Source organism: Paenibacillus sp. Leaf72 (genome assembly GCF_001422685.1).
In the GTDB taxonomy this organism is placed as follows: domain Bacteria; phylum Bacillota; class Bacilli; order Paenibacillales; family Paenibacillaceae; genus Pristimantibacillus.
The window spans coordinates 53,727-74,810 of the sequence record NZ_LMLV01000004.1; the positions used below are offsets into that span (position 1 = coordinate 53,727).

General features: G+C 47.2%; 21 protein-coding genes, 11 tRNA genes and 1 pseudogene. 5 read left to right on the top strand and 28 right to left on the bottom strand.

The window, feature by feature from the left end; genetic code table 11:
* Positions 1–97 precede the first annotated feature (97 nt).
* The 9 genes from ASF12_RS11120 to ASF12_RS11155 form a co-directional block, all read right to left on the bottom strand.
* Positions 98–520, bottom strand: coding sequence for a pyridoxamine 5'-phosphate oxidase family protein (locus ASF12_RS11120; protein WP_056034063.1), 423 nt, complete (start codon positions 518–520; stop codon positions 98–100).
* Positions 521–800: 280 nt separating this feature from the next.
* A complete protein-coding gene (locus ASF12_RS11125; protein WP_155973055.1) occupies positions 801–1,394 on the bottom strand; it encodes a ribonuclease H-like YkuK family protein in 594 nt (197 codons plus the stop codon).
* A gap of 48 nt (positions 1,395–1,442) precedes the next feature.
* Positions 1,443–1,527 (bottom strand) — tRNA-Leu (locus ASF12_RS11130).
* A gap of 7 nt (positions 1,528–1,534) precedes the next feature.
* Positions 1,535–1,611, bottom strand: a tRNA-Glu gene (locus ASF12_RS11135).
* 25 nt (positions 1,612–1,636) lie between these two features.
* Positions 1,637–1,709, bottom strand: a tRNA-Trp gene (locus ASF12_RS34390).
* A gap of 9 nt (positions 1,710–1,718) precedes the next feature.
* A tRNA-Gln gene (locus ASF12_RS11140) sits at positions 1,719–1,792 on the bottom strand.
* A gap of 4 nt (positions 1,793–1,796) precedes the next feature.
* Positions 1,797–1,872: transfer RNA gene (locus ASF12_RS11145), tRNA-His, on the bottom strand.
* 2 nt (positions 1,873–1,874) lie between these two features.
* Positions 1,875–1,951, bottom strand: a tRNA-Glu gene (locus ASF12_RS11150).
* A 223-nt stretch (positions 1,952–2,174) separates the two neighbouring features.
* The gene (locus tag ASF12_RS11155) at positions 2,175–2,408 is read right to left on the bottom strand and encodes a hypothetical protein (protein WP_155973058.1); all 234 of its coding nucleotides are present in this window, start codon (positions 2,406–2,408) and stop codon (positions 2,175–2,177) included.
* Between the two features lie 898 nt (positions 2,409–3,306).
* Between ASF12_RS11155 and ASF12_RS11160 the strand changes: the two genes are divergently transcribed.
* Together ASF12_RS11160 and ASF12_RS11165 are read left to right on the top strand one after the other, a co-directional pair.
* On the top strand, positions 3,307–3,999 hold the full coding sequence (locus tag ASF12_RS11160) for an S-layer homology domain-containing protein (RefSeq protein WP_056034067.1): 693 nt from the start codon (positions 3,307–3,309) through the stop codon (positions 3,997–3,999).
* Positions 4,000–4,322: 323 nt separating this feature from the next.
* Positions 4,323–5,240 carry a stalk domain-containing protein gene (locus ASF12_RS11165; protein WP_056034070.1) on the top strand — a complete coding sequence of 306 codons (918 nt, stop codon included), beginning with the start codon at positions 4,323–4,325 and terminating at the stop codon, positions 5,238–5,240.
* A gap of 100 nt (positions 5,241–5,340) precedes the next feature.
* Here the strand turns inward: ASF12_RS11165 and ASF12_RS11170 are convergent, their stop codons facing one another.
* The 8 genes and pseudogenes from ASF12_RS11170 to ASF12_RS11205 form a co-directional block, all read right to left on the bottom strand.
* Positions 5,341–7,062, bottom strand: a complete 1,722-nt coding sequence (locus ASF12_RS11170) for a DUF4127 family protein (protein ID WP_056034073.1) — start codon at positions 7,060–7,062, stop codon at positions 5,341–5,343.
* 173 nt (positions 7,063–7,235) lie between these two features.
* A pseudogene (locus tag ASF12_RS36525) lies at positions 7,236–7,317 on the bottom strand (helix-turn-helix domain-containing protein); the annotation flags it as partial.
* Between the two features lie 672 nt (positions 7,318–7,989).
* Positions 7,990–8,074: transfer RNA gene (locus tag ASF12_RS11180), tRNA-Leu, on the bottom strand.
* Between the two features lie 28 nt (positions 8,075–8,102).
* Positions 8,103–8,178 (bottom strand) — tRNA-Lys (locus ASF12_RS11185).
* 19 nt (positions 8,179–8,197) lie between these two features.
* Positions 8,198–8,272: transfer RNA gene (locus ASF12_RS11190), tRNA-Glu, on the bottom strand.
* A gap of 88 nt (positions 8,273–8,360) precedes the next feature.
* Positions 8,361–8,449, bottom strand: a tRNA-Ser gene (locus tag ASF12_RS11195).
* 5 nt (positions 8,450–8,454) lie between these two features.
* Positions 8,455–8,530, bottom strand: a tRNA-Asn gene (locus tag ASF12_RS11200).
* A 55-nt stretch (positions 8,531–8,585) separates the two neighbouring features.
* On the bottom strand, positions 8,586–9,068 hold the full coding sequence (locus tag ASF12_RS11205; protein ID WP_442952525.1) for a SprT family protein: 483 nt from the start codon (positions 9,066–9,068) through the stop codon (positions 8,586–8,588).
* 226 nt (positions 9,069–9,294) lie between these two features.
* Here ASF12_RS11205 and ASF12_RS11210 point away from each other — a divergent pair, with 226 nt between their 5' ends.
* Together ASF12_RS11210 and cmpA are read left to right on the top strand one after the other, a co-directional pair.
* The gene (locus ASF12_RS11210; RefSeq protein ID WP_056034079.1) at positions 9,295–9,645 is read left to right on the top strand and encodes a hypothetical protein; all 351 of its coding nucleotides are present in this window, start codon (positions 9,295–9,297) and stop codon (positions 9,643–9,645) included.
* Positions 9,646–9,723: 78 nt separating this feature from the next.
* Positions 9,724–9,876: a cortex morphogenetic protein CmpA gene (gene cmpA, locus ASF12_RS34395; RefSeq protein ID WP_099516750.1), complete on the top strand. Its 153-nt coding sequence runs from the start codon at positions 9,724–9,726 to the stop codon at positions 9,874–9,876.
* Positions 9,877–10,058: 182 nt separating this feature from the next.
* Here cmpA and ASF12_RS11215 read toward each other — a convergent pair whose 3' ends face one another.
* The 6 genes from ASF12_RS11215 to ASF12_RS11245 form a co-directional block, all read right to left on the bottom strand.
* Positions 10,059–10,700: a nitroreductase family protein gene (locus tag ASF12_RS11215; RefSeq protein ID WP_056034082.1), complete on the bottom strand. Its 642-nt coding sequence runs from the start codon at positions 10,698–10,700 to the stop codon at positions 10,059–10,061.
* Positions 10,701–10,846: 146 nt separating this feature from the next.
* Entirely contained in the window at positions 10,847–11,311 is a 465-nt protein-coding gene (locus tag ASF12_RS11220; RefSeq protein WP_056034085.1) for an RrF2 family transcriptional regulator, read from the bottom strand.
* Positions 11,312–11,413: 102 nt separating this feature from the next.
* Positions 11,414–13,690: a Tex family protein gene (locus ASF12_RS11225; RefSeq protein ID WP_155973061.1), complete on the bottom strand. Its 2,277-nt coding sequence runs from the start codon at positions 13,688–13,690 to the stop codon at positions 11,414–11,416.
* Between the two features lie 196 nt (positions 13,691–13,886).
* Positions 13,887–14,522, bottom strand: a complete 636-nt coding sequence (locus ASF12_RS11235; protein ID WP_081418765.1) for an MBL fold metallo-hydrolase — start codon at positions 14,520–14,522, stop codon at positions 13,887–13,889.
* Between the two features lie 32 nt (positions 14,523–14,554).
* A complete protein-coding gene (locus ASF12_RS11240) occupies positions 14,555–15,121 on the bottom strand; it encodes a thioredoxin family protein (protein ID WP_056034092.1) in 567 nt (188 codons plus the stop codon).
* Between the two features lie 59 nt (positions 15,122–15,180).
* Entirely contained in the window at positions 15,181–15,789 is a 609-nt protein-coding gene (locus ASF12_RS11245) for a DedA family protein (RefSeq protein WP_056034095.1), read from the bottom strand.
* A gap of 147 nt (positions 15,790–15,936) precedes the next feature.
* On the opposite strand from ASF12_RS11245, the gene ASF12_RS11250 reads away from it, so the two are divergent.
* Positions 15,937–16,248, top strand: a complete 312-nt coding sequence (locus ASF12_RS11250) for a hypothetical protein (protein ID WP_056034098.1) — start codon at positions 15,937–15,939, stop codon at positions 16,246–16,248.
* A gap of 112 nt (positions 16,249–16,360) precedes the next feature.
* Here ASF12_RS11250 and ASF12_RS11255 read toward each other — a convergent pair whose 3' ends face one another.
* From ASF12_RS11255 to ASF12_RS11275, 5 genes are all read right to left on the bottom strand, one after another.
* Positions 16,361–16,540: an H-type small acid-soluble spore protein gene (locus tag ASF12_RS11255; protein WP_056034102.1), complete on the bottom strand. Its 180-nt coding sequence runs from the start codon at positions 16,538–16,540 to the stop codon at positions 16,361–16,363.
* A 25-nt stretch (positions 16,541–16,565) separates the two neighbouring features.
* Entirely contained in the window at positions 16,566–16,766 is a 201-nt protein-coding gene (locus ASF12_RS11260; RefSeq protein WP_235533129.1) for a hypothetical protein, read from the bottom strand.
* A 95-nt stretch (positions 16,767–16,861) separates the two neighbouring features.
* Entirely contained in the window at positions 16,862–18,307 is a 1,446-nt protein-coding gene (gene cls / locus ASF12_RS11265; protein WP_056034105.1) for a cardiolipin synthase, read from the bottom strand.
* A gap of 340 nt (positions 18,308–18,647) precedes the next feature.
* On the bottom strand, positions 18,648–19,628 hold the full coding sequence (locus ASF12_RS11270) for a glycosyltransferase family 2 protein (RefSeq protein ID WP_056034108.1): 981 nt from the start codon (positions 19,626–19,628) through the stop codon (positions 18,648–18,650).
* Positions 19,618–21,024: an undecaprenyl-phosphate glucose phosphotransferase gene (locus ASF12_RS11275; RefSeq protein ID WP_056034109.1), complete on the bottom strand. Its 1,407-nt coding sequence runs from the start codon at positions 21,022–21,024 to the stop codon at positions 19,618–19,620. Before ASF12_RS11275 ends, ASF12_RS11270 begins: the two co-directional genes overlap by 11 nt.
* Positions 21,025–21,084 lie beyond the last annotated feature (60 nt).

The following is a 21,084-nucleotide window of genomic DNA, read 5'->3' on the forward strand; positions in this document are numbered from 1 at the left end:
GAGCCCGCCGCCTTCACATGAAAGTGAAAGCAGCAGGCTCTTTTCGTTTGTTTTTTTCCTGTGCATAGCTCTAGTTAATTGCTAGCGTTATTTGATGCTATTGCAGCCACACCTTGGTCTCGCCACCGTCGCTCGAGTATTCAATATACTCCGGGAACGCTTCTATAATAATGTATTCCGGATCGTGAGGTCCATCAAACCACTGCTTAAAGTTTTCATTCCATAGCTTCTCACGCAGCTTGTCGTCCGCACATAACTCGGCACGAGCCTGAATTTGAACAATATCGGTAGATGGCTTGCCATCGTATCCGACAAGAATGTGAACATTCGGGTTAGCCCGCAGCTCATCAACCTTGCTCGTATCGCGATTTGTCGCCAAATATAAGTTAAGTCCATCATGGAAAAGTGCCATATAACGCACCATCGGCTTATCGCCATTTACGGTAGCAAACGAGCAAACATGGTTCGCTTGCAGCACATCAATAATTTCCTGCTCCAATTGTTTTGTTGTATTCGGCATCGGTATCTCTCCTTTAAAGGTTCATCTTTTGCCAGACTTTCTGGCATCGCGCTTGCCATAGATTACCCCTTTTGCCGTTTTTTTAATCGGAGCTCTGTTTTGGTGTTATTCCGGTTTTATGTAATAGACAGCATGGCACCGTTAGATAAGCTGCTTTTCTTTAGCCTCCAACCAGCGCCAGCCGTATAGCAAACGTGCAGAAAACGTACATCAATCGTAAAGCAGACGCATGAATACGCCTGCTTGTTTTTAATCAAGAATATTTATGTTTTACTATTATTTATATTTCAACGACATCATTTGCCGTGAAGCGGTAAGGCTTCTTGGAATGCCGATTCGCATAGGAAGAAGCGACAATTGCTTCCGGTTTCAGACGAGCTTTCATCCCCATAGCTTCCACACGCAGTACCATTTCCGCCACATAGGCAGCTGTCTTGCTGACAGCCGGATCGGTTCCGGCATCGACGTCAATATACGCTTCAAAGGACGCGCCCTTGTAAACAAAAGGAAGCACAATATCCTCCATTTGCGCCCTGCGTTCGCCACCGAAAAACAGCGCTACCTCCTCGCTATATGACGTCTCCAGCGACAGCTTCTCCTTAATGGATTTCAGTTCCCGCGGAATGACGACCTGCCGATAGCAGGCCCATGCCCCTTTGCCCTCACGCTGGATAACGACGCCGGTAATCATCGTCGTATGTCCTGCATGCACCTGGCAGTCGGTACCGATCATGAAATTGTAATTTGCATGTGGATCAAGCGACATAAAACGGACAATGCGATCATGCACCTGCTCCAGATTTAGGCGTCTTTCCGATACATTGTGAAACTCCATGTCGTGAATCAATTGAAGATGTTTTCTTATTTTCATCATCGTCACCTGTAAAGCAATTAGGCTTCTTCCCTTCTTTAGTTGGATTAGTGTGCTTCAAGGGACTCGAACCCTTAGTTGTCCAATGAACAGCGGATTTTAAGTCCGCCGCGTCTGCCAATTCCGCCAGAAGCACAAAGTGATGGTGACGCATGGGGGATTCGAACCCGCCGTATCCACGAGTGAAAGTCGTGTGGCTTAGCCGCTTGCCGAATGCGCCTTAATTAAATAATCGCTTTTTAAAACAAGGGGCGCGGGTATCGAACCCGCCTCATTCGGATTTGGACTCCGAATCGCCTGCCTTGGACATGTCCCCCTCTATCGAATTGGCTGCCCCTCTTGGAATCGAACCAAGACGCACGGTGTCAAAGACCGTTGCCCTACCGTTAGGCGAAGGGGCATTATTGGGGAGATTAACCGGACTCGAACCGGTACTTATCAGGACCACAACCTGACGTGTTTGCCTTTTCACCATAATCTCCATGGTGACGCATGGGGGATTCGAACCCGCCGTATCCACGAGTGAAAGTCGTGTGGCTTAGCCGCTTGCCGAATGCGCCTTAATTAAATTACTACTGAATCAAACCAAAAAAGGAACGTTTGTTCTTATTTTTGCAATAAAAAAACTACTTTCTCCCTCTCGGCTCCGCCTTGCCTCCTCGACTTCAGCCTACTTCAGCTAAGTTACGAGAAAACACAAACGGACCACTCACCAAGGGTGCAAGTAGTCTTCACGTATACAGATAATGAATCATCGGAATTATTCTACCCCGTGCTTCAAGATCAGGCTGCCGCTTCTCCCCCTTTGTTCAGGATGGAGCAGTCCGGCTGCGATACGCAAAAACAACGAATATTCGGTTCGATGCAGGCAACATGTAGGTTTTCATTCATCTCTTCTAAAGCTGGATGCTGCTGTTCATCCGCCTGATGCTTAACTGTTCCGCTCTGCACTTGCTCATACTGATGTAAATCAAGCTCCGCTTGCCAATTCATAAGCTGTTCTGCTGTGTTTTTCATTTCCTGCACCTTCCTTTCCTCTTCGTTATTGGTCTCGCAATGGAATCGGCTTACCGATCACGTATTTCACTTCAATGCTTTAACGCTTTAATTCATGTTCGACTTGATGCTTCTCATACTAGCATATCGACTTTTAACAAGTCAACCCTTTTTATTTCAAAAAATGAAAATAGTTTATATTATTGATTTTATTACCTTATATTCATGAATGACACACGGAAAATCGAATCATTTTTCGTTAATGAATGATTTTCTCCATCTGAAATATTCCTTTAGCAAATAAAAAAAAAGGACTACTGCTCAGCGGCAGTAGTCCTTCATCTCCCCTTCAATAGCCTACCCATCCAGGGGCTCAGGCGAATACCTGGTTCCCTTCCGGTTGGCGTCGAAAGCATATAGGAGAAAGGCTGCTGCACGGGCTGTTCGCATTTTCGGCCTGCACAAAAAGATGGCTGCTCTGTTCAGAGCCCCACGGTTGTTCAAGCTTGCTATCATGATTGAATAATAAAATGGTTAACATGCGCCGTGCACTTCCTTTCCTTCGATTGATTATGTTAAATGGATTAAGTTAATATGGAGTCAACAACATCCGTTAATATTGCATTTAATCCTCGTCAATTGTTTCCCATCTTATAGCAAATAATCCTATGCTGTCAACAGTAAATATTTATTCGACTGTATAAAGGATATCCGCTGCTTACAGGGTATATTCAACGAAAACGCAAGTAAACTGCCGCAATCGAACGACAAAACGCATTTCACAAAAAAATATAAGGCATTCTACAGGTGTTCAGCTGATTCGTTTTTATATCGGAAAAGTTTTTTGCAACCTTTTTGGTCATGTCTCGTCTGATACGGTATAAACGGCAACAAAAATTTCACATAGAGGTGATATACAATGAGAATCAAACATAAATTTGTGATGTTATCCGCTACTGCTCTGCTGGCTCTGTCTTTTGCTGGCCATAGCTTCGCGGCTTCCACTCCGTTCACCGACGTTAATCAGTCTTCTGTTAAAGATAAAATCGCTTCACTCCAGGAAAGGGGAATCGTTAAAGGCGTGAGTAACGACGAGTTTAAACCGGATGCATCCATCACAGCTGCCCAAGGTATTCAATTGATTGTGAATGCACTGAATTTGAACATCGATAACATCAGATTTTTCAAAGCGCCGCTAGCGACTGACTACTTCGCTAAAGCTAACAATGACGCCTGGTATGCAGACGCTTTAATCATTGCTGCGAATAATCGACTTGAGCTGCCAGCCGATCTTGACCCCGCCAAGCCATGGACAAAAGAAGAATTTATCCACTATTTGATGAAAGCCGCCGAAGTGACAAACAACCTGCCGCTTATCAACATTAAGCCTTTGGAATTCGCCGATGAAGCCGATCTGGACGTACAGTATCAAGGAGCCGTTCAACGAGCGCTCGTTCTGAAAATAGCGGATCTTGACGCGGATCGCAAACTCCACCCGAAGGAGGAAATTTCCCGCGCCGAAGCAGCGGTTTTGACCTATAATGTGCTGGAGTATATTGCCGCGCATCCAGCACCAGCTCCAGTCGAGCCGGAAACGGGAGCCGCCGAGTAGACGCAAGCCCGCTACCCGCCCATCCCGTTAAATTCCTGGTGCCTGCCACAATGCTGCATCGAAACAAACACAAAAGCAGCCCACTCTTCAAAGGGAGTGGGCTGCTTTTGTGTTTGTTTGAATAGTTGATTATAGCAAGTCAATATTGAAACATTTCCTCCAGTTCAACAATTAGGAAAAAAGATATATACTCTTATTCGTATATCCTATATAATCAAAAACAGATAATAGTTCTTTATAACTGCATAATTAGGATTAAATTCTCATTATTCTTCGTCATATAGTTCTATTTGTCTATACATTCATATTTAGGGGGATATAAAGTGTATATTAAAAAATCTTTTTTTGTATCATCTTTAGTAGCATGCGGCTTGGTATTTGGAACAGTAGGTATTTTTGCAGCAAGTGGTGTCGAGAAAATCCAAGTATTTCTCAATCACGATATTAAATTCCTTGTTAATGGTTCTTCTTGGACACCTAAAGATAACAATGGCAAAGTAATGGCTCCTATTGTGTATAACGGCTACACCTATTTGCCGGCAAGAGCGGTATCCGAGGCTGTAGGTGCCAGCGTCAAATACGAAAGCAGTTCACAAACGATTCAAATTACAGCTAGTGGAACTTCTTCTTCAAACGAAGGTGTTCCATATAATGACGATACTGACAGTACAAGTACTAGTCCAGCTGCTACACCTGCTCCTACTGCAAAACCGACTGCAACGCCTGCTCCTACTGCGAAGCCGTCTACAACGCCTACTCCTAGCAGCACATCGTCATCCAGCTTTAAAACAAATTGGCCAGCAAATGTGACTCTGAGCAGTGTAAGCAAAGAAAACAAAACACAAGTAGTGCAGCTACTCAAATATTTCTCAGCTGCTTTGGAAACAAATGATTACAGTCAGTTTAATAGCTACGTAGATAAATATGTTGAAGATAAAACCGAAACTAACAAGTACTTCGAGGGTAAAGATTATTCAAAAAAATTATTCAAGGAAACAGTAGAAGGTCTTCAAAAAGCTAATGATAAAAACACGATCAAAAAATATGCAGCCGCTCTGAAAAATGCAACTGTTTCTGATATTAAAGATGGTATTTCTCCTTATAAAAGCGTTTATAGTATGGATGTAAGCTTTAACTTTATACCCGAAGATTTTTCTGCATACAGTAGCACCTATGTATATTTTAAATATCAAACTTTCGCTGACGGATCGTTTGGCTTAAGCAGCATTGATATTCATTAAGATTTTACTTTAAGATTAGCTAAAAACTGAGCCTGGATGATTGACACTCCTTTCCTTTTGATAAGGAATGTCAATCACCCAGGCTTTTTTCTGCTTAATATTAATAATGTTGTCTTCGCAAAACGATGTCTGGCTCCACCGTAATTTCAAAAGCGCGGTCCCAAATAAATTTTGGATTATCCCGCTTCAAAACGACACGGGTATATGGCGCAAGCGACCATCTTCCATCACGGATTTGACGGATCGCGCAGGCCGGGGACGCTGAGCCAATGCCGAAAGCCTTTTGCTGGGCAAGTGTCGTCGTATTTGTCTGCATGCGGCCCTGCAAAAGCGCAGTCAACAGCTCAAAGTCGCTGGTGGAATTGAACAGCCGCATATTTTGATCCGCAGTCACATTCGTATATGGCGAGCGTCCGCGAGACTCCGTGCGTACTTCCGCGATTGTAACAACCTTGTAATAATAGTCCTTCAGAAAACGCTTGAACAGCAGCGAGCCGTGTGCATCCATGGCCGCATCGAGCACAGCCGCATGCGTCTCCATCGTCAGGCAGGCATAACGTGACTGAGCCATGCCAAGTGCCATGCCGATTTTATTGCCGGCCGTATTCCAGCCGCTATAGCCAAGCAGGCTGCCCGTGTATTTGCTGCCTAGCAGCGCCGTCGTAACAGCCGCATTTGCCGCGCCGCCGCCTGTAAAATCAATCACAATCGTCGGCCGCATATTCGCCGCATTTTCAGCCTCACGGCTCACCGCATTTCCCGCTTGGTCAACCGCGGTAATCGCAATGATTTCTATATCGCTCTCGATGCCTTCGCAGCTGTCCACCGCTTCCCCGCCCACAATATCGATATGGCGCAGCAGGTTTTGATGAACATCCATATATTCATAGGGATTCACAATCGCCCGGCCATCCGGGCCAAAATATCGGATTGCAAAGCGCGGCTTGCCGTTCACACAATATAGTTTTTTCGCCATGCGAGCCAGCAAGGAATGTCCTAATCCATCAGCATCCGGCAAAATAATAGCCCGCTCTGGGTTTTGTCCATCCGCGCCGCCAAGCCACTCATTAATCCGATTTTCCACAAAAGCGATCTCATTCGCCTGAATCCCGTCAATATAGGCATCGTCAACGCCAATGGCGACAAAATCAATATAGCCCTCCCTTGCGAGCTGATCCAGCATGTAATACGTCGTCGTCAATTTATGGCGCTTCGCATTATAATATTGCTCCTTATCCACGTAGACGGTATCAGGGAAGCTCGTTCCATCCGGCTGAATATCGTAGCCATTCAAAATAGCCAGCAGCTCCGTCTCCGGCTTACGCGGCTTTTGCATGAGCGTACGCGTCTCGGTATAGGCTGGCATCGCCAGACCGTCTACGAAGACGGTAGAGGCAAGCCGCATAATCGTATCGAGCACATAAATAGGCTTATACGGATAAGCCTGCTTGACCTCGCGAATAACATCAAGCAGCTCAGTCGTCTGCGAGTCATATGCAGGATATGTGCCTTCAGCAGTAGCGCGCAAGCGCCTGCTCCCAATAAGCCCGCCGTACACAAGCATATCCAGAGAAATAATAAAACCGTCCACCTTGGAAGCATGATGAAAAATAGAACGGCGAATATGCTCCGGCTTGCCGAACGTCGGGCCAGAGGTACCGGTCACAAGCGTTCCATCTGTCGTCATGTGGGAATCGAGGCGGTTGCGAATATCTCCTACTGGCGGCACAATTACTTGAATACCAGCGGCTTTGCCTTGCAAAATAATATCGTCCAAATTCGCTGGACGGTCGTCGAGCGGAATGTATAATACTTTTTTCATTTCAATCACTCCATGAAGTAAGGGTAGGCACTTCTCATTGAAATATCTTGTACCTTCACTTATGTAGGTAACCTTTTCGTTAGAATAACAACCATAAAAATATTTTAATTCTTCAGTACAGTTCTCAATCGCCTCAAGAGGACACTTGAAACCCGCATCTGAAAGTGCGGCTGCTCCAAAAAGTAGAAGAGCGCGCGCCTTTTGCAGCCTTAATTGCTTTTGGAATTGCAGCGGGCTCATCGCCGTTATTTCCTTTTGCTAAAGCGATCTTGCTTGCGATTGAACAGCCATCTGATGTTAATGTGAATGAGATAATCGTCAGGCCTACGGCAAGCTTGGCTTAAGTCAAGCCATTTTTAAATTTTACTTAGGGCGTATATGCAACGAAAGCGAGCGAGATTAGGATAGAAGCCAGCATCAATTATATTCCTTCTATATAATGGGAATGTCACAGCTCATAAATGTGAACATATGTGCCAAAAGGCTGTTCTATGTTCTTCGTAACAGGGGGTAACCCGTTACCCCATCATAAAGATAAAATTGGCGGACTCAGGAGCCGCTATTTTAACAAAATCATGTTTAAGACATAGTCTGCGGACTCAGGAGCCGCTAATGCGCAGCAAATAGCCATTTTGACGGGATAATGAGAGCGATAACGGTTTTCCTGTCCGCTTACGGCATGAAATCGATTTAAAAGCCAGAATAGCGGAACCTCAGTCCTCCAAAAAAAGAAGTGAATGTTCCTCGTTTCCTGGCCTCAGCAACAATCACAGGCTGCGGTTCCCCTGCCCTCGTCAGATGAAATTGCTCTCGAATATGCACTATGCAAGGTGCAGCAGACCGATTCCAGCTTGCTTGCACATCCCCTAAATAACTGTAAAATAAAAAGAAGCCTTGAATATCAAGGCTTCTGGAAGTTTTAAGTTATGGTGCGGTAGACAGGATTTGAACCTGCACGTCCATTGGACACTACCCCCTCAAGATAGCGTGTCTGCCGTTCCACCACTACCGCACATTTAGGGAAGTCTTACAAGAAAAGATGGTGAGTCATGTAGGATTCGAACCTACGACACCCTGATTAAAAGTCAGGTGCTCTACCAGCTGAGCTAATGACTCGCACTAACAAAAAAATAAATGGTGACCCGTAGGGGACTCGAACCCCTGTTACCTCCGTGAAAGGGAGGTGTCTTAACCACTTGACCAACGGGCCTTAAATGTCGCACACTGTGATATTAGGCGTAAAAAAAAGACCGGCATGTTGAACGGCCTTCCGTTACAATCACTTTTGAGAAAAAATATGGCGGAGAGAAAGGGATTCGAACCCTTGCGGCTGTTACACCCTAACGCTTTAGCAAAGCGCCCCCTTCGGCCTCTTGGGTACCTCTCCATGTGTGGCTCCCCGAACAGGACTCGAACCTGTGACAACTCGATTAACAGTCGAGTGCTCTACCAACTGAGCTATCAGGGAATATTTTGTTTTTTCTCAGTGTTGCCTGTGAACCGCGGCGACAAGTAATAATTTATCATGTATCTGAATTTAAGTCAAGCGTTTTTAAAAATAATTTTCCACGACATTTTCCGCACGCATATTTTGCAGGATTTATCCGCCTTTTTCGCATGTATTCCATCCCGCATTCCTTGCATACAAGCTTGTACCGAAATGGCTCTACACGGCGCTCCGGCAGCGATTGGCAGTACCTCGAACCGCCCACCTGAGCAAGCAGCCGCTTAAAATCCTCATCCCGGTGACGATAGCCTCTTTTCAAAATATGTAGATGATAATGGCACAGCTCATGCTTAATTATTTTTTCTGTTTCGTCCACACCGAACGTCGATAGTTGATAAGGGCTAATTTCAATATTATGCGACTTCATAAAATATCGTCCGCCCGTTGCCTTCAAACGACCGTTAAAAGTTGCCAGATGTTTGAATGGCCGTCCAAAGCTTTCCAAGGACACCCGCTCCACCCATTGCTGAAGCTCCTCGTCTTTCATCGTCTGCACCATAAATCTTGATTCTCCCTTGTTCATTTGTTCTCTTGCACTCTAGTTTGCCAAATAAAATAACAACCGTAAAGAGGGCCAAAAAAGTGCAGCAAATTCCGACTCGTTTTTCTGGCATTTTTGCAGCCCATACGCTACACTGTCAAGTAGTGATGCACTTTTATGGCACAGCAGCAATAAACAGCTGCATGATGCAGCGAATGTTTTGAGGGGAGAATCCAATCATCTTATGCCAACGATGCGTTTTGTACTAATGAAAAACAATGATCAGGTCTTCTTTGTAGAAATGCCTGATACGCATGCCTATCAATTAAGCGCCCTTAACTTGCGCCTGCACAAGGAGCTGGACAAGCTTACTGCTGAGCAGGTGCCTGCGCTTCCATATGCGATTGCTGAATGTGACCGCGTAGAGCTCCATGACAGCTCGATTCGCATTGCTTCGGGCTTAGACTACATTAACGAGTTGGAACGCGAATTTGCGGCTGTTAAAGAGTCTGCTTACCCGCTTATTGCGCTGCTCACGGAAATTCGTGCGCTGCAAGCTCAGCTTGAGCAATGGTACGAAGATGAAATCGGCTAAATAGGACCTGCACGGACATTCGCCCTTCCCCATATGGTAGTAATACATCAGGGATGACCGGGAGGAGGGCGATCCACTATGCCGCAGTGGCTGTGCAATCAAATGATGCGTGCGTTTCATAAGAAAGATCGCAGGCAAATTAAGCTGCTAAATGAATGCTGGTATTTTTATCGCAGCAAGCAAAGCACCAAGGATACGGACAATAACAACGAATTGACGATTCGCCATTGAGCGTCATAGCAAGCGTAAACGGCTGTCGCTGTCCTCTGGCGGCAAAGCTGCCGTTTCTAGGGTGAAAGATAAGAATTTATAAGGGTGCAGCTTATACATTCTTATCTTTTTTTAAAAAAAGAAGCCTCCGGCTCCCACTAATTGCAGTGGCTGCCAGAGGCTTCTTCGTTTATGATTATGAATTACATTTTGTTGAAAAATGCAATGTCGTTGATCGGCAGACGCGTACTCGGATGTCCGGTTTGGGAAGCTTTGCCGATTGGCAGCAAAATGTTCAATGCATAACGCTCTGGAATGTTCAGCAGCGCTCTTACTTTATCGCGATCGTAGCCGCCCATAGGCACGGTATCATAGCCTTTCGCTTTTGCTACTTGCATAATTTGCATCGATACGAGGCCTGCATCAAATACAGTCACTTCATGTAGACGTTCCTTTGGAATGGATGTGTACAGCTTTTGCGAGTTGGCAGCGAACGATTCGCTCATCTCTTTGGTCATAAGGCCAGCTTCCGCCATTGAACCGTAAATCTTTTCAGCATTCTTATACATTTCCAGGTCGCCCAACACGACGATAACAGCTGCTGCGTCCACAACCTGCTGCTGATTGTTCGAGATAGGCAGCAATTGCTGTTTGAGCTCCTCGTCCGTTACAACTAGAAAACGCCAAGGCTGCATGTTCGACGATGACGGTGCTTTAGCGGCAATTTCCAAAATTTCCGTAATTTCCGCTTCTGTCATTTTTGCAGTATTGTCATAGTGGCGCACCGAGCGGCGATCGCTTAATACTTGATAAAAAGATTGATCCAGCTGTGTTTGTACAGTCATGATAATTCCCTCCGAATATCGTTTATATAAGTGCAATTCTTACTGTGCGTAATATAACACAGTTGATTTCAAAAAAAACATCTGCTACACAAGCAATAGTATAGTCCTCCATCTACTCACTTGTCAATCGTATATTTCTAACTATTTTATAGTTGATTATCTGTTACCTTTTTAAGGTCGCAAACCCGTCTCGTCAGCTGTTCAATTGTCCCTTGACCAAGCATTTCGAGCGCGCTATTTTTGACTCCTTCAGAAATTTCACCAAATGCCTGACGCATTTCCTGTCCAAATTCATGCTCTCCAGTCGTCTGCTCCAGCCCTTTGCATAAAGGCTCGCCTAGTTGAAGCGCTAAATACACATCTGCGAGCGTAATTGCGCCTGCAGAACGGCTTAGCTTGTAGCCTCCGTCCTTGCCTTCCTTCGTTGCCAAAAGCCCCTCGCGGGCAAGCTCCGCCATCACGCGACGCAGCAGCGTTGGCTCGACCTGGAGCCGTTTTGAAATTTCTGCGCTTGTGCATGGCTGATCCTTATGAGCAAGCACAACGAGCGCCTGAAGCGCTATGCCAAACCATTTATGATGGGGAAAAGTGCTGCATTTCTCGGCTTGCATAGATAGTCATCCTCTCTGTCACATAACAGGGTCATTCATTATATTCCCTGTTAAGTATGACGGACTTGCCGACAATCGGCAAGTCCGTCTTTCAAGCTTTTATTAACCTGGCTTGCGCATCGTAAGGCCAACGCGCCCTTTTTTCACATCTACGGTCAGTACCCAGACGGTAACGGTATCCCCTACAGAAACAACGTCCATCGGATGCTTCACGAATTTATCGCTTAATTGGGAAATATGGACGAGCCCGTCATTTTTAAGCCCAATATCGATAAAAGCGCCGAAATCGATGACGTTGCGAACCGTGCCCTGCAGCTCCATGCCCGCTGTCAAATCCTCCAGATTCAGCACCTCGGTATGAAAAATAGGAGCGGGAAGCTCCTCCCGCGGATCGCGTCCGGGACGCAGGAGGCTGTCCACAATGTCGCGCAGCGTTGGAACCCCGACGCCAAGCTCAGGAGCAACGGAAGCCACATCAAGCTCTGTCAGCTTCTGCTTCAGCTCTTCCGAGCCAAGCTGGTTCAGCTTAACGCCCAGATGGGCAAAAAGCTTGTCTACGACCGCATACGACTCGGTGTGGATTGGTGTCGCATCCAGCGGATTGGCCGCTTCAGGAATGCGCAGGAAGCCGATACACTGCTCGTACGCTTTCGCGCCAAGACGCGGCACCTTTTGCAGCTGCGCCCGCTTCACGAAACGGCCATTTTCCTCGCGGTATTTGACGATGTTGCGAGCTGTTGTTGCATTAATGCCTGCCACATAGGACAGCAGCGACGCTGAAGCCGTATTAACGTCTACACCAACATGGTTAACCGCTGACTCCACGACAGCGCCCAGGCTTTCATCCAGGCGCTTCTGGCTCACGTCATGCTGGTATTGGCCGACGCCGATTGCCTTTGGCTCAATCTTGACCAGCTCGGCCAGCGGGTCCTGCAGCCTGCGTGCAATGGACACGGCGCTGCGCTCGGCAACGTCAAGCGAAGGGAATTCCTCGGCTGCCAGCTTGGAAGCCGAATACACGCTCGCCCCTGCCTCGCTGACAATAATATATTTCAGCTCGAGACCAGGCGCAGCTTGGCGGGCTTTAATCAGGTTCGCAATAAATTGCTCCGTTTCCCTTGAGGCCGTCCCATTGCCAATGACAATCAGCTCGACTTTATATTTATCAATCAGGCCATTAATTAAACGCTCCGCTTCCACTACTTTATGATGCGGGGCAGTCGGATAGGATACAGCCACCTCCAGCAGCTTGCCTGTATCGTCTATGACCGCCAGTTTGCAGCCTGTGCGGAAGGCGGGATCGACGCCAAGCACGACATTGCCGCGAACAGGCGGCTGAAGCAGCAGATTGCGCAGATTTTCCGAAAAAATCGAAATCGCGTGCTCCTCCGCTTTATCCGTCAGCTCACCGCGAACCTCGCGCTCAATGGACGGCGCTATCAAGCGTTTATACGAATCCTCAATGACGGCAACGAGCACGCTTCGCACCGCTTCAGCTGTATGATTCCGTAAAATTTTACGACCAACATGCTCATGAATCCGCTCTGTGGACAATTCGAATGCTACCTTCAGCACATCCTCGCGCTCGCCGCGATTAATCGCCAGCACGCGATGAGGAGGCAGCTTGCGCAGCGGTTCATTGTAGCTGTAGTACATTTCGTATACAGACTCCGCTTTCGCATCACGTGCCTCGGTACGAATAAGCGAATGATCAAACGTATGCTTTCGCACCCAAGAGCGAATCGACGCGTCATCCGCTATATTTTCAGCCAAAATATCCATTGCCCCTTGCAGCGCTTCCTGAGCGCCGGGAACACCTTTGGCCTCATCGATATATTTAACTGCCTCGGCGAGCGGCTCTCCTTGACGCGGCTGCGACCAAAGCCACTGGGCAAGCGGCTCTAATCCACGCTCCTTCGCCACGCTCGCCCGCGTCTTGCGCTTCTGGCGATAAGGCCGGTATAAATCTTCGATTTCCTGCAGCTTTACGGACGCATTGATGGCTAAGCTCAATTCCTCGGTTAGTTTGCCCTGCTCGTCGATAAGCCGGATTACCTCACGCTTGCGCTCTTCCAAATTACGCAAATATTGCAGTTTTTCCTCAATCGCTCTAAGCTCGGTTTCATCCAGCTCGCCCGTCATTTCCTTGCGGTATCTGGAGATAAACGGAATCGTATTGCCTTCATCCAGCAAGGCGACAGCCGCTTTCACTTTAGTAACCGGGATAGACAGCTGGACAGCTACGCCTTTAATAATCCGTTCATTTTCCGCAGCTATTTGCTCCGCTGTCCGTTCCACCTTGCCAGTTGGTCCATCGAGCGCTTCACTCGTTATATTCGTCGTCGTATTTGCCAAGCGGTATGCACCGTCCTTTTGCATTTTCATAGCCTGCTTGTTTTGCCGCAGGTGGGCTTCTTCCTATTTTACCATTATGTTGGGCAAGTGTTCAAAATCATTGGACCGCCTATACATTTCAAATGTGCACAGCTACCGGATTCAGCACAAAAAACCGCCAGCCGCAGGCGGCAAATGCCACGCTGGCTGACGGTTATATTGCTTGTAAAAGCCTAAGCGATTATCGCGTAAAAGGATTATTCGCCTTCTCAAAGCCAATCGTTGTCCGCGGGCCATGCCCCGGATATACTTTAACCTCATCAGGCAGCTTGTAAAGCTTGCCCTGAATGGAATCGTATAAATCCCGCTCGCGGCTGCCCGGCAAATCCGTACGTCCAACGGAAAGCCTGAACAGCACGTCGCCGGAAAAAAGATCGTTGCCGCGCAGAAAGCTCACGCTGCCTGGAGAATGTCCCGGCGTATGCATAACGCGAAATTTCTCGCCCAGCAGCTCCAGCGTCATCCCTTCATCCAAGGCGTATTCGGCCGGATCGGTCGTCAACGGCGGCGTTACCTCCTGCCAGCGCATCGAACCATTTTTCCCAGCATCCGTCAGCCAGTCGGCCTCCAAATCGTGAATATAAACTGGGCAGCCTGCCGCTTTGCGAACCTCATCCACACCGCCCATATGATCGAAGTGGGCATGCGTCAGCAAAATCGCCTCAATATGCGTATCGGCAATCCGCTTCAGCACACCTTTCGGGTTCATGCCCGGATCAATGATGAGGCCCCGTTCCTTGCCTGTTTCCTCATCCTTTACCGTGAGGAGGTAACAATTTGTCTGGAGAGGTCCCAGCGCAAATGACTCAACTCGCATTTCACTCATGATCAGCGCTCCTATTCTTCTGTTTAGAACGACTCCAGCAGATCGCGCAGCTCTTTCACAATAACCGAATGATAGCCTGTGCCTTCGCCGTAACGGCGGCCCATTTCTTGGCGAACAAGTCCAAGCTTGTCTTGATAATCCGCTGCTTCACGGTCTGGATTTTCCAGCTTGAATGCGGTCATCGCTTCTTGAACATGCTTAGGACGCGGTCCCCATTGTCCGAGCACATGGCCGCCTGTATCTGCAATAATAACGATCGGCACCGCGCGGCCGCCCATGGTCAAAAACTGCTCCATCGTATCGAGATGCTCCTCCATAATGAGCACCTCTGTTGGAACGCCGCTATTTTCGAGCGCACGGAATACAACCGGAATATTGCGAATGACATCGCCACACCATTCTGCCATTAAAATCAAGCAGCGCAAATCGTCGCGGTTGTTCAGCGATTCGAAAAATTCACGATCGCTTTCATCCGTCCATGCAAACTGATTGTACCAGTCTTGAAAAGCCTCTTTATTTTTCTCCATGCCGTCGATGAATTGCTGCGGGCTAATGCCTTTATTCAATTTCTCTGCTACGCTTTTGCTCATAATTAATTACCCTCTTTCTCCTGTTATATGTATCGTAGGTTCATGCGGATCAGGCTGCATTACGCTGATTTCTTACGTGATTTTCTAAATTTATAAAGCGAATAAACAATGATTAACAATACTGCGAGAATAATAGCTGGAAGCACATAATCCTTCGCCTGCTCATGAATATTTTCCCAATTTTCGCCAAGCGAGCGGCCCAAATGGACGAACAATAGCGCCCATGGCAGGGAAGCAGCTGCGGTAAGTGCAGTAAACAGCCAGAAATTCATCTTCGCCATGCCTGCAGGAATCGAGATGACCTGACGCATGACGGGAACGAAACGGGCTGTAAATACAATGCCGGAGCCATATTTTTTGAACCATTCTTCGGCTAGGTCGACATGCTTCTTTTTAATTTTAATATATTTTCCGTATTTCTCCACCAGGGGACGTCCGCCGAATCTGCCGAAAGCATACAAAATCCAGTTTTGCCCAACCGCGCCGAGCGTTCCAAAAAAGACGGCGCCCGCGTAGGAAATTTCGCCTTTGTACACCAAGTAGCCGCCAAAGCCGAGTACAATCTCGCTTGGAATGACCTCCATCAGCAAACCGATCAAAATCCCAAAGTAGCCAAGGCTTTCAATCCATAAAAGCAGGGTATGCAAAATCTCCGAAATGCTATCCATCACGCTTGCCTCTCACATCCTCTCTAAACTACTGCTTCGTTTGTTATTCTACCACACCGAAGGAAGGCTCATCCAGTCGAAACCGTGCAGGTGACGTTCATGCGGGCGGAAGCATACATATAGAGGAAAGAGAGGAGCGGGTCTGCCATGAAGCCTACTGCCCAGAAGCATGACTCAAGCCTGCCTACCGCTCGCAAAATACGGCGTGCCTGCAGCAATGAGCTGTACCGTACGGCCAAACGTTTAAAGCTGTGGGTGTCCAAAGAAAAGCTTGATCAGGCGGAAAATTTGTATTTTAAGAAGGTAGCAGTCAATCTGCTGTGGATTCACGAGCATAAAAGCAATCGCAAGCTGCTCGCGGATTGGTGGGATGAGAACGTCTCCGCTGAAATCGCCGAGCTATGGGAGACGGACCGAGCGAAGCTAAGCGAAGCCTTCCGCGAGTCGTTTGGCGGGTAAGATGCCCGGCCTGTGGGCATACGAAAAAAGCAGGGTTTTTCTATGGGCCGCTGGCCTGAGAAAATACCCTGCTTTTCATGATATGCTTAGGCTGCGCCTCTTAAAGCGGGAATTACTCTTCCCGCAGCCGCTCCACCGATACCGTTTCCGTATTTAATGGATTGGAGCCCACCTGTACGGTTGCCATGCTGTTCGCTACGTCTACATGCTCGATCCATACGGCTTTCCCATCGAGCTGCACTCCAATTGTTTGCGATGAATCATAGATCTGCTTGGCGCGCGAAACGTCCATCAGGATCCCTCCTTAAGCTTAATTGCTATCTGCCCTCTTCCTCCATCGTATCGGTCGTCGATTCATCAATAAGGCCGTTATGAGGCGTTACATTGCCTCCTCCAAGCCCTTCGTTCACCATACGGTCAATATCCATAAAATAATCGGAGCGCCCTTCATGCTGGGCGTCAACGCCTGTACCATTAGTTGTGTTTTCGCCTGCTGGTTGATCATTCATATCTGTCATTGCCATCCCTCCTTTCTTTAAACAGCTCCTTGCCTACTTGCAAAATATGCCCGATCGGACACTTGTTCATTCATTCCTGCCGTTCAAGTGCCCGCTTATAATAATGGAGACAGCAGATGCGCAGCAGCTTCCGCCATTTTCTGAAGGACTGGCCGCTCCGAAAAACGGTTCAAGCTCAGCTCCTCGCTATCCCGCTCATCCTGCCGAAAATCCCGCTTCAGCTGCGAAATAGATCCCGCATCAAATAAAAGCGCATTTTGCTCATAATTGTTGTAGAAGCTGCGCATATCCATATTCGCCGTTCCCACTGACGCCAGCATGCGATCAATGATGAGCACCTTGGCGTGTATAAATCCTTTTCGATAGCGAAACACCTTAATCCCCGCCTTAAGCAGCGGCTCTACATAGGAGAGCGTAGCCCACAATACAAGCTGGGAATCCCCTTTGCCCGGAATAATAATTCGCACATCGACGCCGCTCAGCGCCGCTACGCGAAGCGCCATCAGCAATCCCGGATCAGGTATAAAATAGGGCGTCGACAAGCATATGCTTTCTTTCGCAGCCATTACCGAAGCAACGACTGATTCCAAGATCGGCTCCCCGATTTGATCAGGGCCTCCAGGCGTAATCAATACGGGATCGTTGCCTTCACAATGATGCAGCGGCATATAGAGCGCTTCGCTCAGCTCTTCTTTTGCAGCAAAAGCCCAATCGCTCCTGAACAGCTGCTGTAAAAAATAAACCGCATCTCCCTCCAGCTGCACATGGGTATCCCGCCAAAACCCAAGCTTCGGATTTTTACCCAAATACTCATCGCCAATATTAATACCTCCAACGAAGCCGATTTTGCCATCGATGACTACGATTTTACTGTGATTGCGGTTGTTCAGCCTCCGCTCGTACCAGGCATGGCGCGGCGGCAAAAAACAGCTTGTCTGAATGCCAGCCGTATTAAGCTCGTGAATATAGGCCTGGCTTAGATTCATGCTGCCGATGCCGTCATACAGCACGCGAACTTTTACCCCCGCCCTTGCCCTCTCGATCAAAGCTTGCTTGAAGCGCTGTCCGATTCTATCATCCCGTATCGTATAATAATCAAGATGAATAAAGCTTTGTGCCCGGCTTATCGCCGCCAAGATCGCCTCGTAGGTATCGTGTCCATTTTGGAGCACATCGACCTTATTGCGCAGTGTAATACAGTGGCCTTTCGAAGCCGTCAACAGCCGGAATAGCTGTTCTTGCCCATCAAGCTCCTGTCTTGCCTTCAAATCAGCAAAGCTTTGCGCATTTTGCGTCAGCTCCCCGGCTTGGAGAAGCTTCTCTTGAGCCAGCCGTTTATGTGTATGGCTGCTTTGGCGATTCACCGGCCGTGCAAGCAGCAAGTAAAGCACAATCCCTAAAATCGGCAGCAGCATCGTAATCGTCATCCAGGCAGCTAGGCGTGTAGGCCTACGATATTCCATTGTGAAGATAAATACAAATTGCAGTAAATAAAGCCCTAGAACGATGGCTAGGGCAATTGTAATCAACCAAACGGACATGATAGGTCCCCCTTGTTGTGACGCGTGCTTAAAGCGGCACATAACCTACTAATTTTTGCAATGTAATATAAAAAAGCAACTTGCGGCTAGAATCCTGCTTATTTAGTGTCCGCGGTTCATCGTTCCATTATGCGCTTGTTTCTTTATAAGCAAGCTGATTTGATATGCAGGAGATTAAAAACACATAACATAACAAAACAGCACGCGCCCCCGATTACCGAATCGGGGGCGCGTGCTATTCTGTCTGCTGGAAGGTTTACTAAGTATCGTTGCTACAATCGCTAATAACCATAAGCAGCTTCATCTATAATTTAGAGAATATCTTTATCTGCTAATTAGGCTAGCCTGTACGTTTCATAGGAGTTGACGCATCGTTAACGCGATGCATTCGGTCCCAAATCAGCTTATGCATGCTGAAATACCTGCACAAAAACACCGGAAGACGTTTATGTTTGATACCCAGCTTGTAGCCGATAAGCTTCGCTGCTGATTCCGCAAAAAGCACAGGTATCAAATGATAACGATGCTCTTTCAGCAAGCATTGGAGCTGGGTTTTGACCAGCTTAAAGCCGGGCTTGCCCACTTTGCTAAAAGGGATAATCCATTCGTTACGGCACATCGATACTCCATTGTCAAAAAAACGCCTGAACTGCTGCATCAGCGTATAATCATGAGAATGGTAAACGCCTGCTTCCGCCGCATAAGCAATGCTGTATCCGTTCATGACACAGGTTGCGGCCATAAACATATCCTCATTAAAAATAACAGGAGCATCAAAGCTGCCCATCTCATAAAAGGTTTCTCTGCGATAGGCCGCACATACATTCGAGCAAATAAACGTTTGAATGCCCATTTGATCAATATCTGCTTTAGATTTCAATCGTGGCTCACGCGGATAGTTAGATGCTCTCGCCAATCGCTCCAATATACCTGCATGGGGATATGGTATTTGCCTTGCGTAGGAGCAGGCGGTTCTAGCATCATCAAGCAGCGGCTGGACAAGCTTTTCAAGCAGCTGTTCATCATATGGCAGCGCATCCTGCGTCATAAATACGAAAAAATCGCCTTTTGCCTGGGCAGCAGCCGTATTGCGCGTACCGCCATGATCAAATTCACTGCGCAGCACCGTCAGCACACGCGTACCCAGTTGAAGCGCCCGCTCTGGTGTACCATCCTCGGAGCTGGAGTCCATAACGATAATTTCGTAGGGCAGTAGTGTTTGTTTCTGCAGCCTTTGAATAAGCTCAACAAACTCCAATCCTGCATTTAATGTAGGAATTATTACCGAAACCTTCACATTTGTACTGCGGTCAGTAAGCATTTTTATTGACAAACCCTCTCACAATCGTCATTACGATGATTTTTAAATCCAAAATAAAAGTCCAGTTTTCAATATAAAATAAATCATGTACGATTCGATCCTCAATGGAAGTATCACCACGCAGCCCATTCGTCTGCGCCCAACCGGTAATGCCAGGACGAATCTGATGCTTGATCATATACTTCGGAATCTCTTCTTTGAACTGGCTAACGAAGTACGGACGCTCCGGGCGCGGACCGACAACGCTCATATGTCCGAACAGCACATTAAAAAACTGCGGCAGCTCGTCAAGGCTCGTGCGGCGCAGGAAGCTGCCAAACTTCGTACGGCGCGGATCATTTTCCACCGTCCATTGGGTGTTGGACACTTCACCTGTCGATACGCGCATCGAACGGAATTTATACATGAAGAAATTTTTGCGGTTCAATCCCATCCGCTCCTGTTTAAACAGAACTGGTCCAGGCGAGGTCAGTTTGATGCCAATGACCGTCGCGAGCATAATAGGTGAAGTAACAAGGATTGCAATAAGCGAAAAAATAATATCAAAGCCGCGCTTCAGTACACGATTACTCAGCTCATCTAGCGGAACATCCCGTACATTTATAAGCGGAATACCGGCAAAATTATCAAAAAACGGCCTAGCGGGCAACAAATCAAAAAAATCAGGGATAATTAGCGTCTTCACGCCAGTCTTCTCGCAAGTCTCAATGATCTGCGCATATTTCTTATGCGCTTCGAGCGGCAATGCGATAATAACCTCGTCAATCGTAAGCTCATTCAGCTTCGCTTCAAGATCGTCCAGCTTGCCGATAATCGGCTGCATGAACTGATGCTCCTCCGCATGTTCACCTTGATAATCATCTAGAAAACCGACTGCTTCATACCCCAGTTCAGGACGCTTCTGCAAATTATGATAAAAGCTGCGCCCCACTGAGCCTGCCCCGACTATTAGCACATAACGCTTGTTATAACCGCGACGTCGAAAGGAGAACAGCATCGATTTTACTACATAACGATAGAGGGCTATAGCAGCAATATTCATCAGGAAAAAGATTAAAAGTAATTCCCGGGAAATATGAACTTCACCTGTGAAGTAAAATAAGCTGAGCAAGAACAGGAAACTAATCGTCTGAATCTGTATAATCTTCAGTACTTCATAGGAATAATTTTTGCGACGCTTAGGCGAATAAAACTGCAAATAAAAACCGACTACGACAGCTGAAAATGAATAGACGGTTCCCCAAACCAAATAGGTGGAGAAAGGAACGGAATTCACATAGGACAGCCAGTCACTATAAAATTTAAGCCAATAGGCGGCAAGAAATACAATTAACGTACATAACAGATCCGCAAGCATATATAACTGGGACAATATCCTCTGGTTTTGCCGGATCATAAATGCAAATTCACCCACATTCTATCAGATTTCGACTCTAGTAATATTGTATCAAAATAA

Excerpts from the sequence above, each read along its gene's own strand:
- ASF12_RS11270 (WP_056034108.1), bottom strand. The coding sequence starts at position 19,628 with ATGCTTACTGACCGCAGTACAAATGTGAAGGTTTCGGTAATAATTCCT.
- ASF12_RS11210 (WP_056034079.1), top strand. The coding sequence starts at position 9,295 with ATGCCAACGATGCGTTTTGTACTAATGAAAAACAATGATCAGGTCTTC.
- ASF12_RS11155 (WP_155973058.1), bottom strand. The coding sequence starts at position 2,408 with ATGAAAAACACAGCAGAACAGCTTATGAATTGGCAAGCGGAGCTTGAT.
- cls (WP_056034105.1), bottom strand. The coding sequence starts at position 18,307 with ATGTCCGTTTGGTTGATTACAATTGCCCTAGCCATCGTTCTAGGGCTT.
- ASF12_RS11250 (WP_056034098.1), top strand. The coding sequence starts at position 15,937 with ATGAAGCCTACTGCCCAGAAGCATGACTCAAGCCTGCCTACCGCTCGC.
- ASF12_RS11125 (WP_155973055.1), bottom strand. The coding sequence starts at position 1,394 with ATGATGAAAATAAGAAAACATCTTCAATTGATTCACGACATGGAGTTT.
- cmpA (WP_099516750.1), top strand. The coding sequence starts at position 9,724 with ATGCCGCAGTGGCTGTGCAATCAAATGATGCGTGCGTTTCATAAGAAA.
- ASF12_RS11245 (WP_056034095.1), bottom strand. The coding sequence starts at position 15,789 with ATGGATAGCATTTCGGAGATTTTGCATACCCTGCTTTTATGGATTGAA.
- ASF12_RS11260 (WP_235533129.1), bottom strand. The coding sequence starts at position 16,766 with ATGACAGATATGAATGATCAACCAGCAGGCGAAAACACAACTAATGGT.
- ASF12_RS11215 (WP_056034082.1), bottom strand. The coding sequence starts at position 10,700 with ATGACTGTACAAACACAGCTGGATCAATCTTTTTATCAAGTATTAAGC.
- ASF12_RS11220 (WP_056034085.1), bottom strand. The coding sequence starts at position 11,311 with ATGCAAGCCGAGAAATGCAGCACTTTTCCCCATCATAAATGGTTTGGC.
- ASF12_RS11240 (WP_056034092.1), bottom strand. The coding sequence starts at position 15,121 with ATGAGCAAAAGCGTAGCAGAGAAATTGAATAAAGGCATTAGCCCGCAG.
- ASF12_RS11275 (WP_056034109.1), bottom strand. The coding sequence starts at position 21,024 with ATGATCCGGCAAAACCAGAGGATATTGTCCCAGTTATATATGCTTGCG.
- ASF12_RS11205 (WP_442952525.1), bottom strand. The coding sequence starts at position 9,068 with ATGGTGCAGACGATGAAAGACGAGGAGCTTCAGCAATGGGTGGAGCGG.
- ASF12_RS11225 (WP_155973061.1), bottom strand. The coding sequence starts at position 13,690 with ATGCAAAAGGACGGTGCATACCGCTTGGCAAATACGACGACGAATATA.
- ASF12_RS11255 (WP_056034102.1), bottom strand. The coding sequence starts at position 16,540 with ATGGACGTTTCGCGCGCCAAGCAGATCTATGATTCATCGCAAACAATT.
- ASF12_RS11120 (WP_056034063.1), bottom strand. The coding sequence starts at position 520 with ATGCCGAATACAACAAAACAATTGGAGCAGGAAATTATTGATGTGCTG.
- ASF12_RS11170 (WP_056034073.1), bottom strand. The coding sequence starts at position 7,062 with ATGAAAAAAGTATTATACATTCCGCTCGACGACCGTCCAGCGAATTTG.
- ASF12_RS11235 (WP_081418765.1), bottom strand. The coding sequence starts at position 14,522 with ATGCGAGTTGAGTCATTTGCGCTGGGACCTCTCCAGACAAATTGTTAC.
- ASF12_RS11160 (WP_056034067.1), top strand. The coding sequence starts at position 3,307 with ATGAGAATCAAACATAAATTTGTGATGTTATCCGCTACTGCTCTGCTG.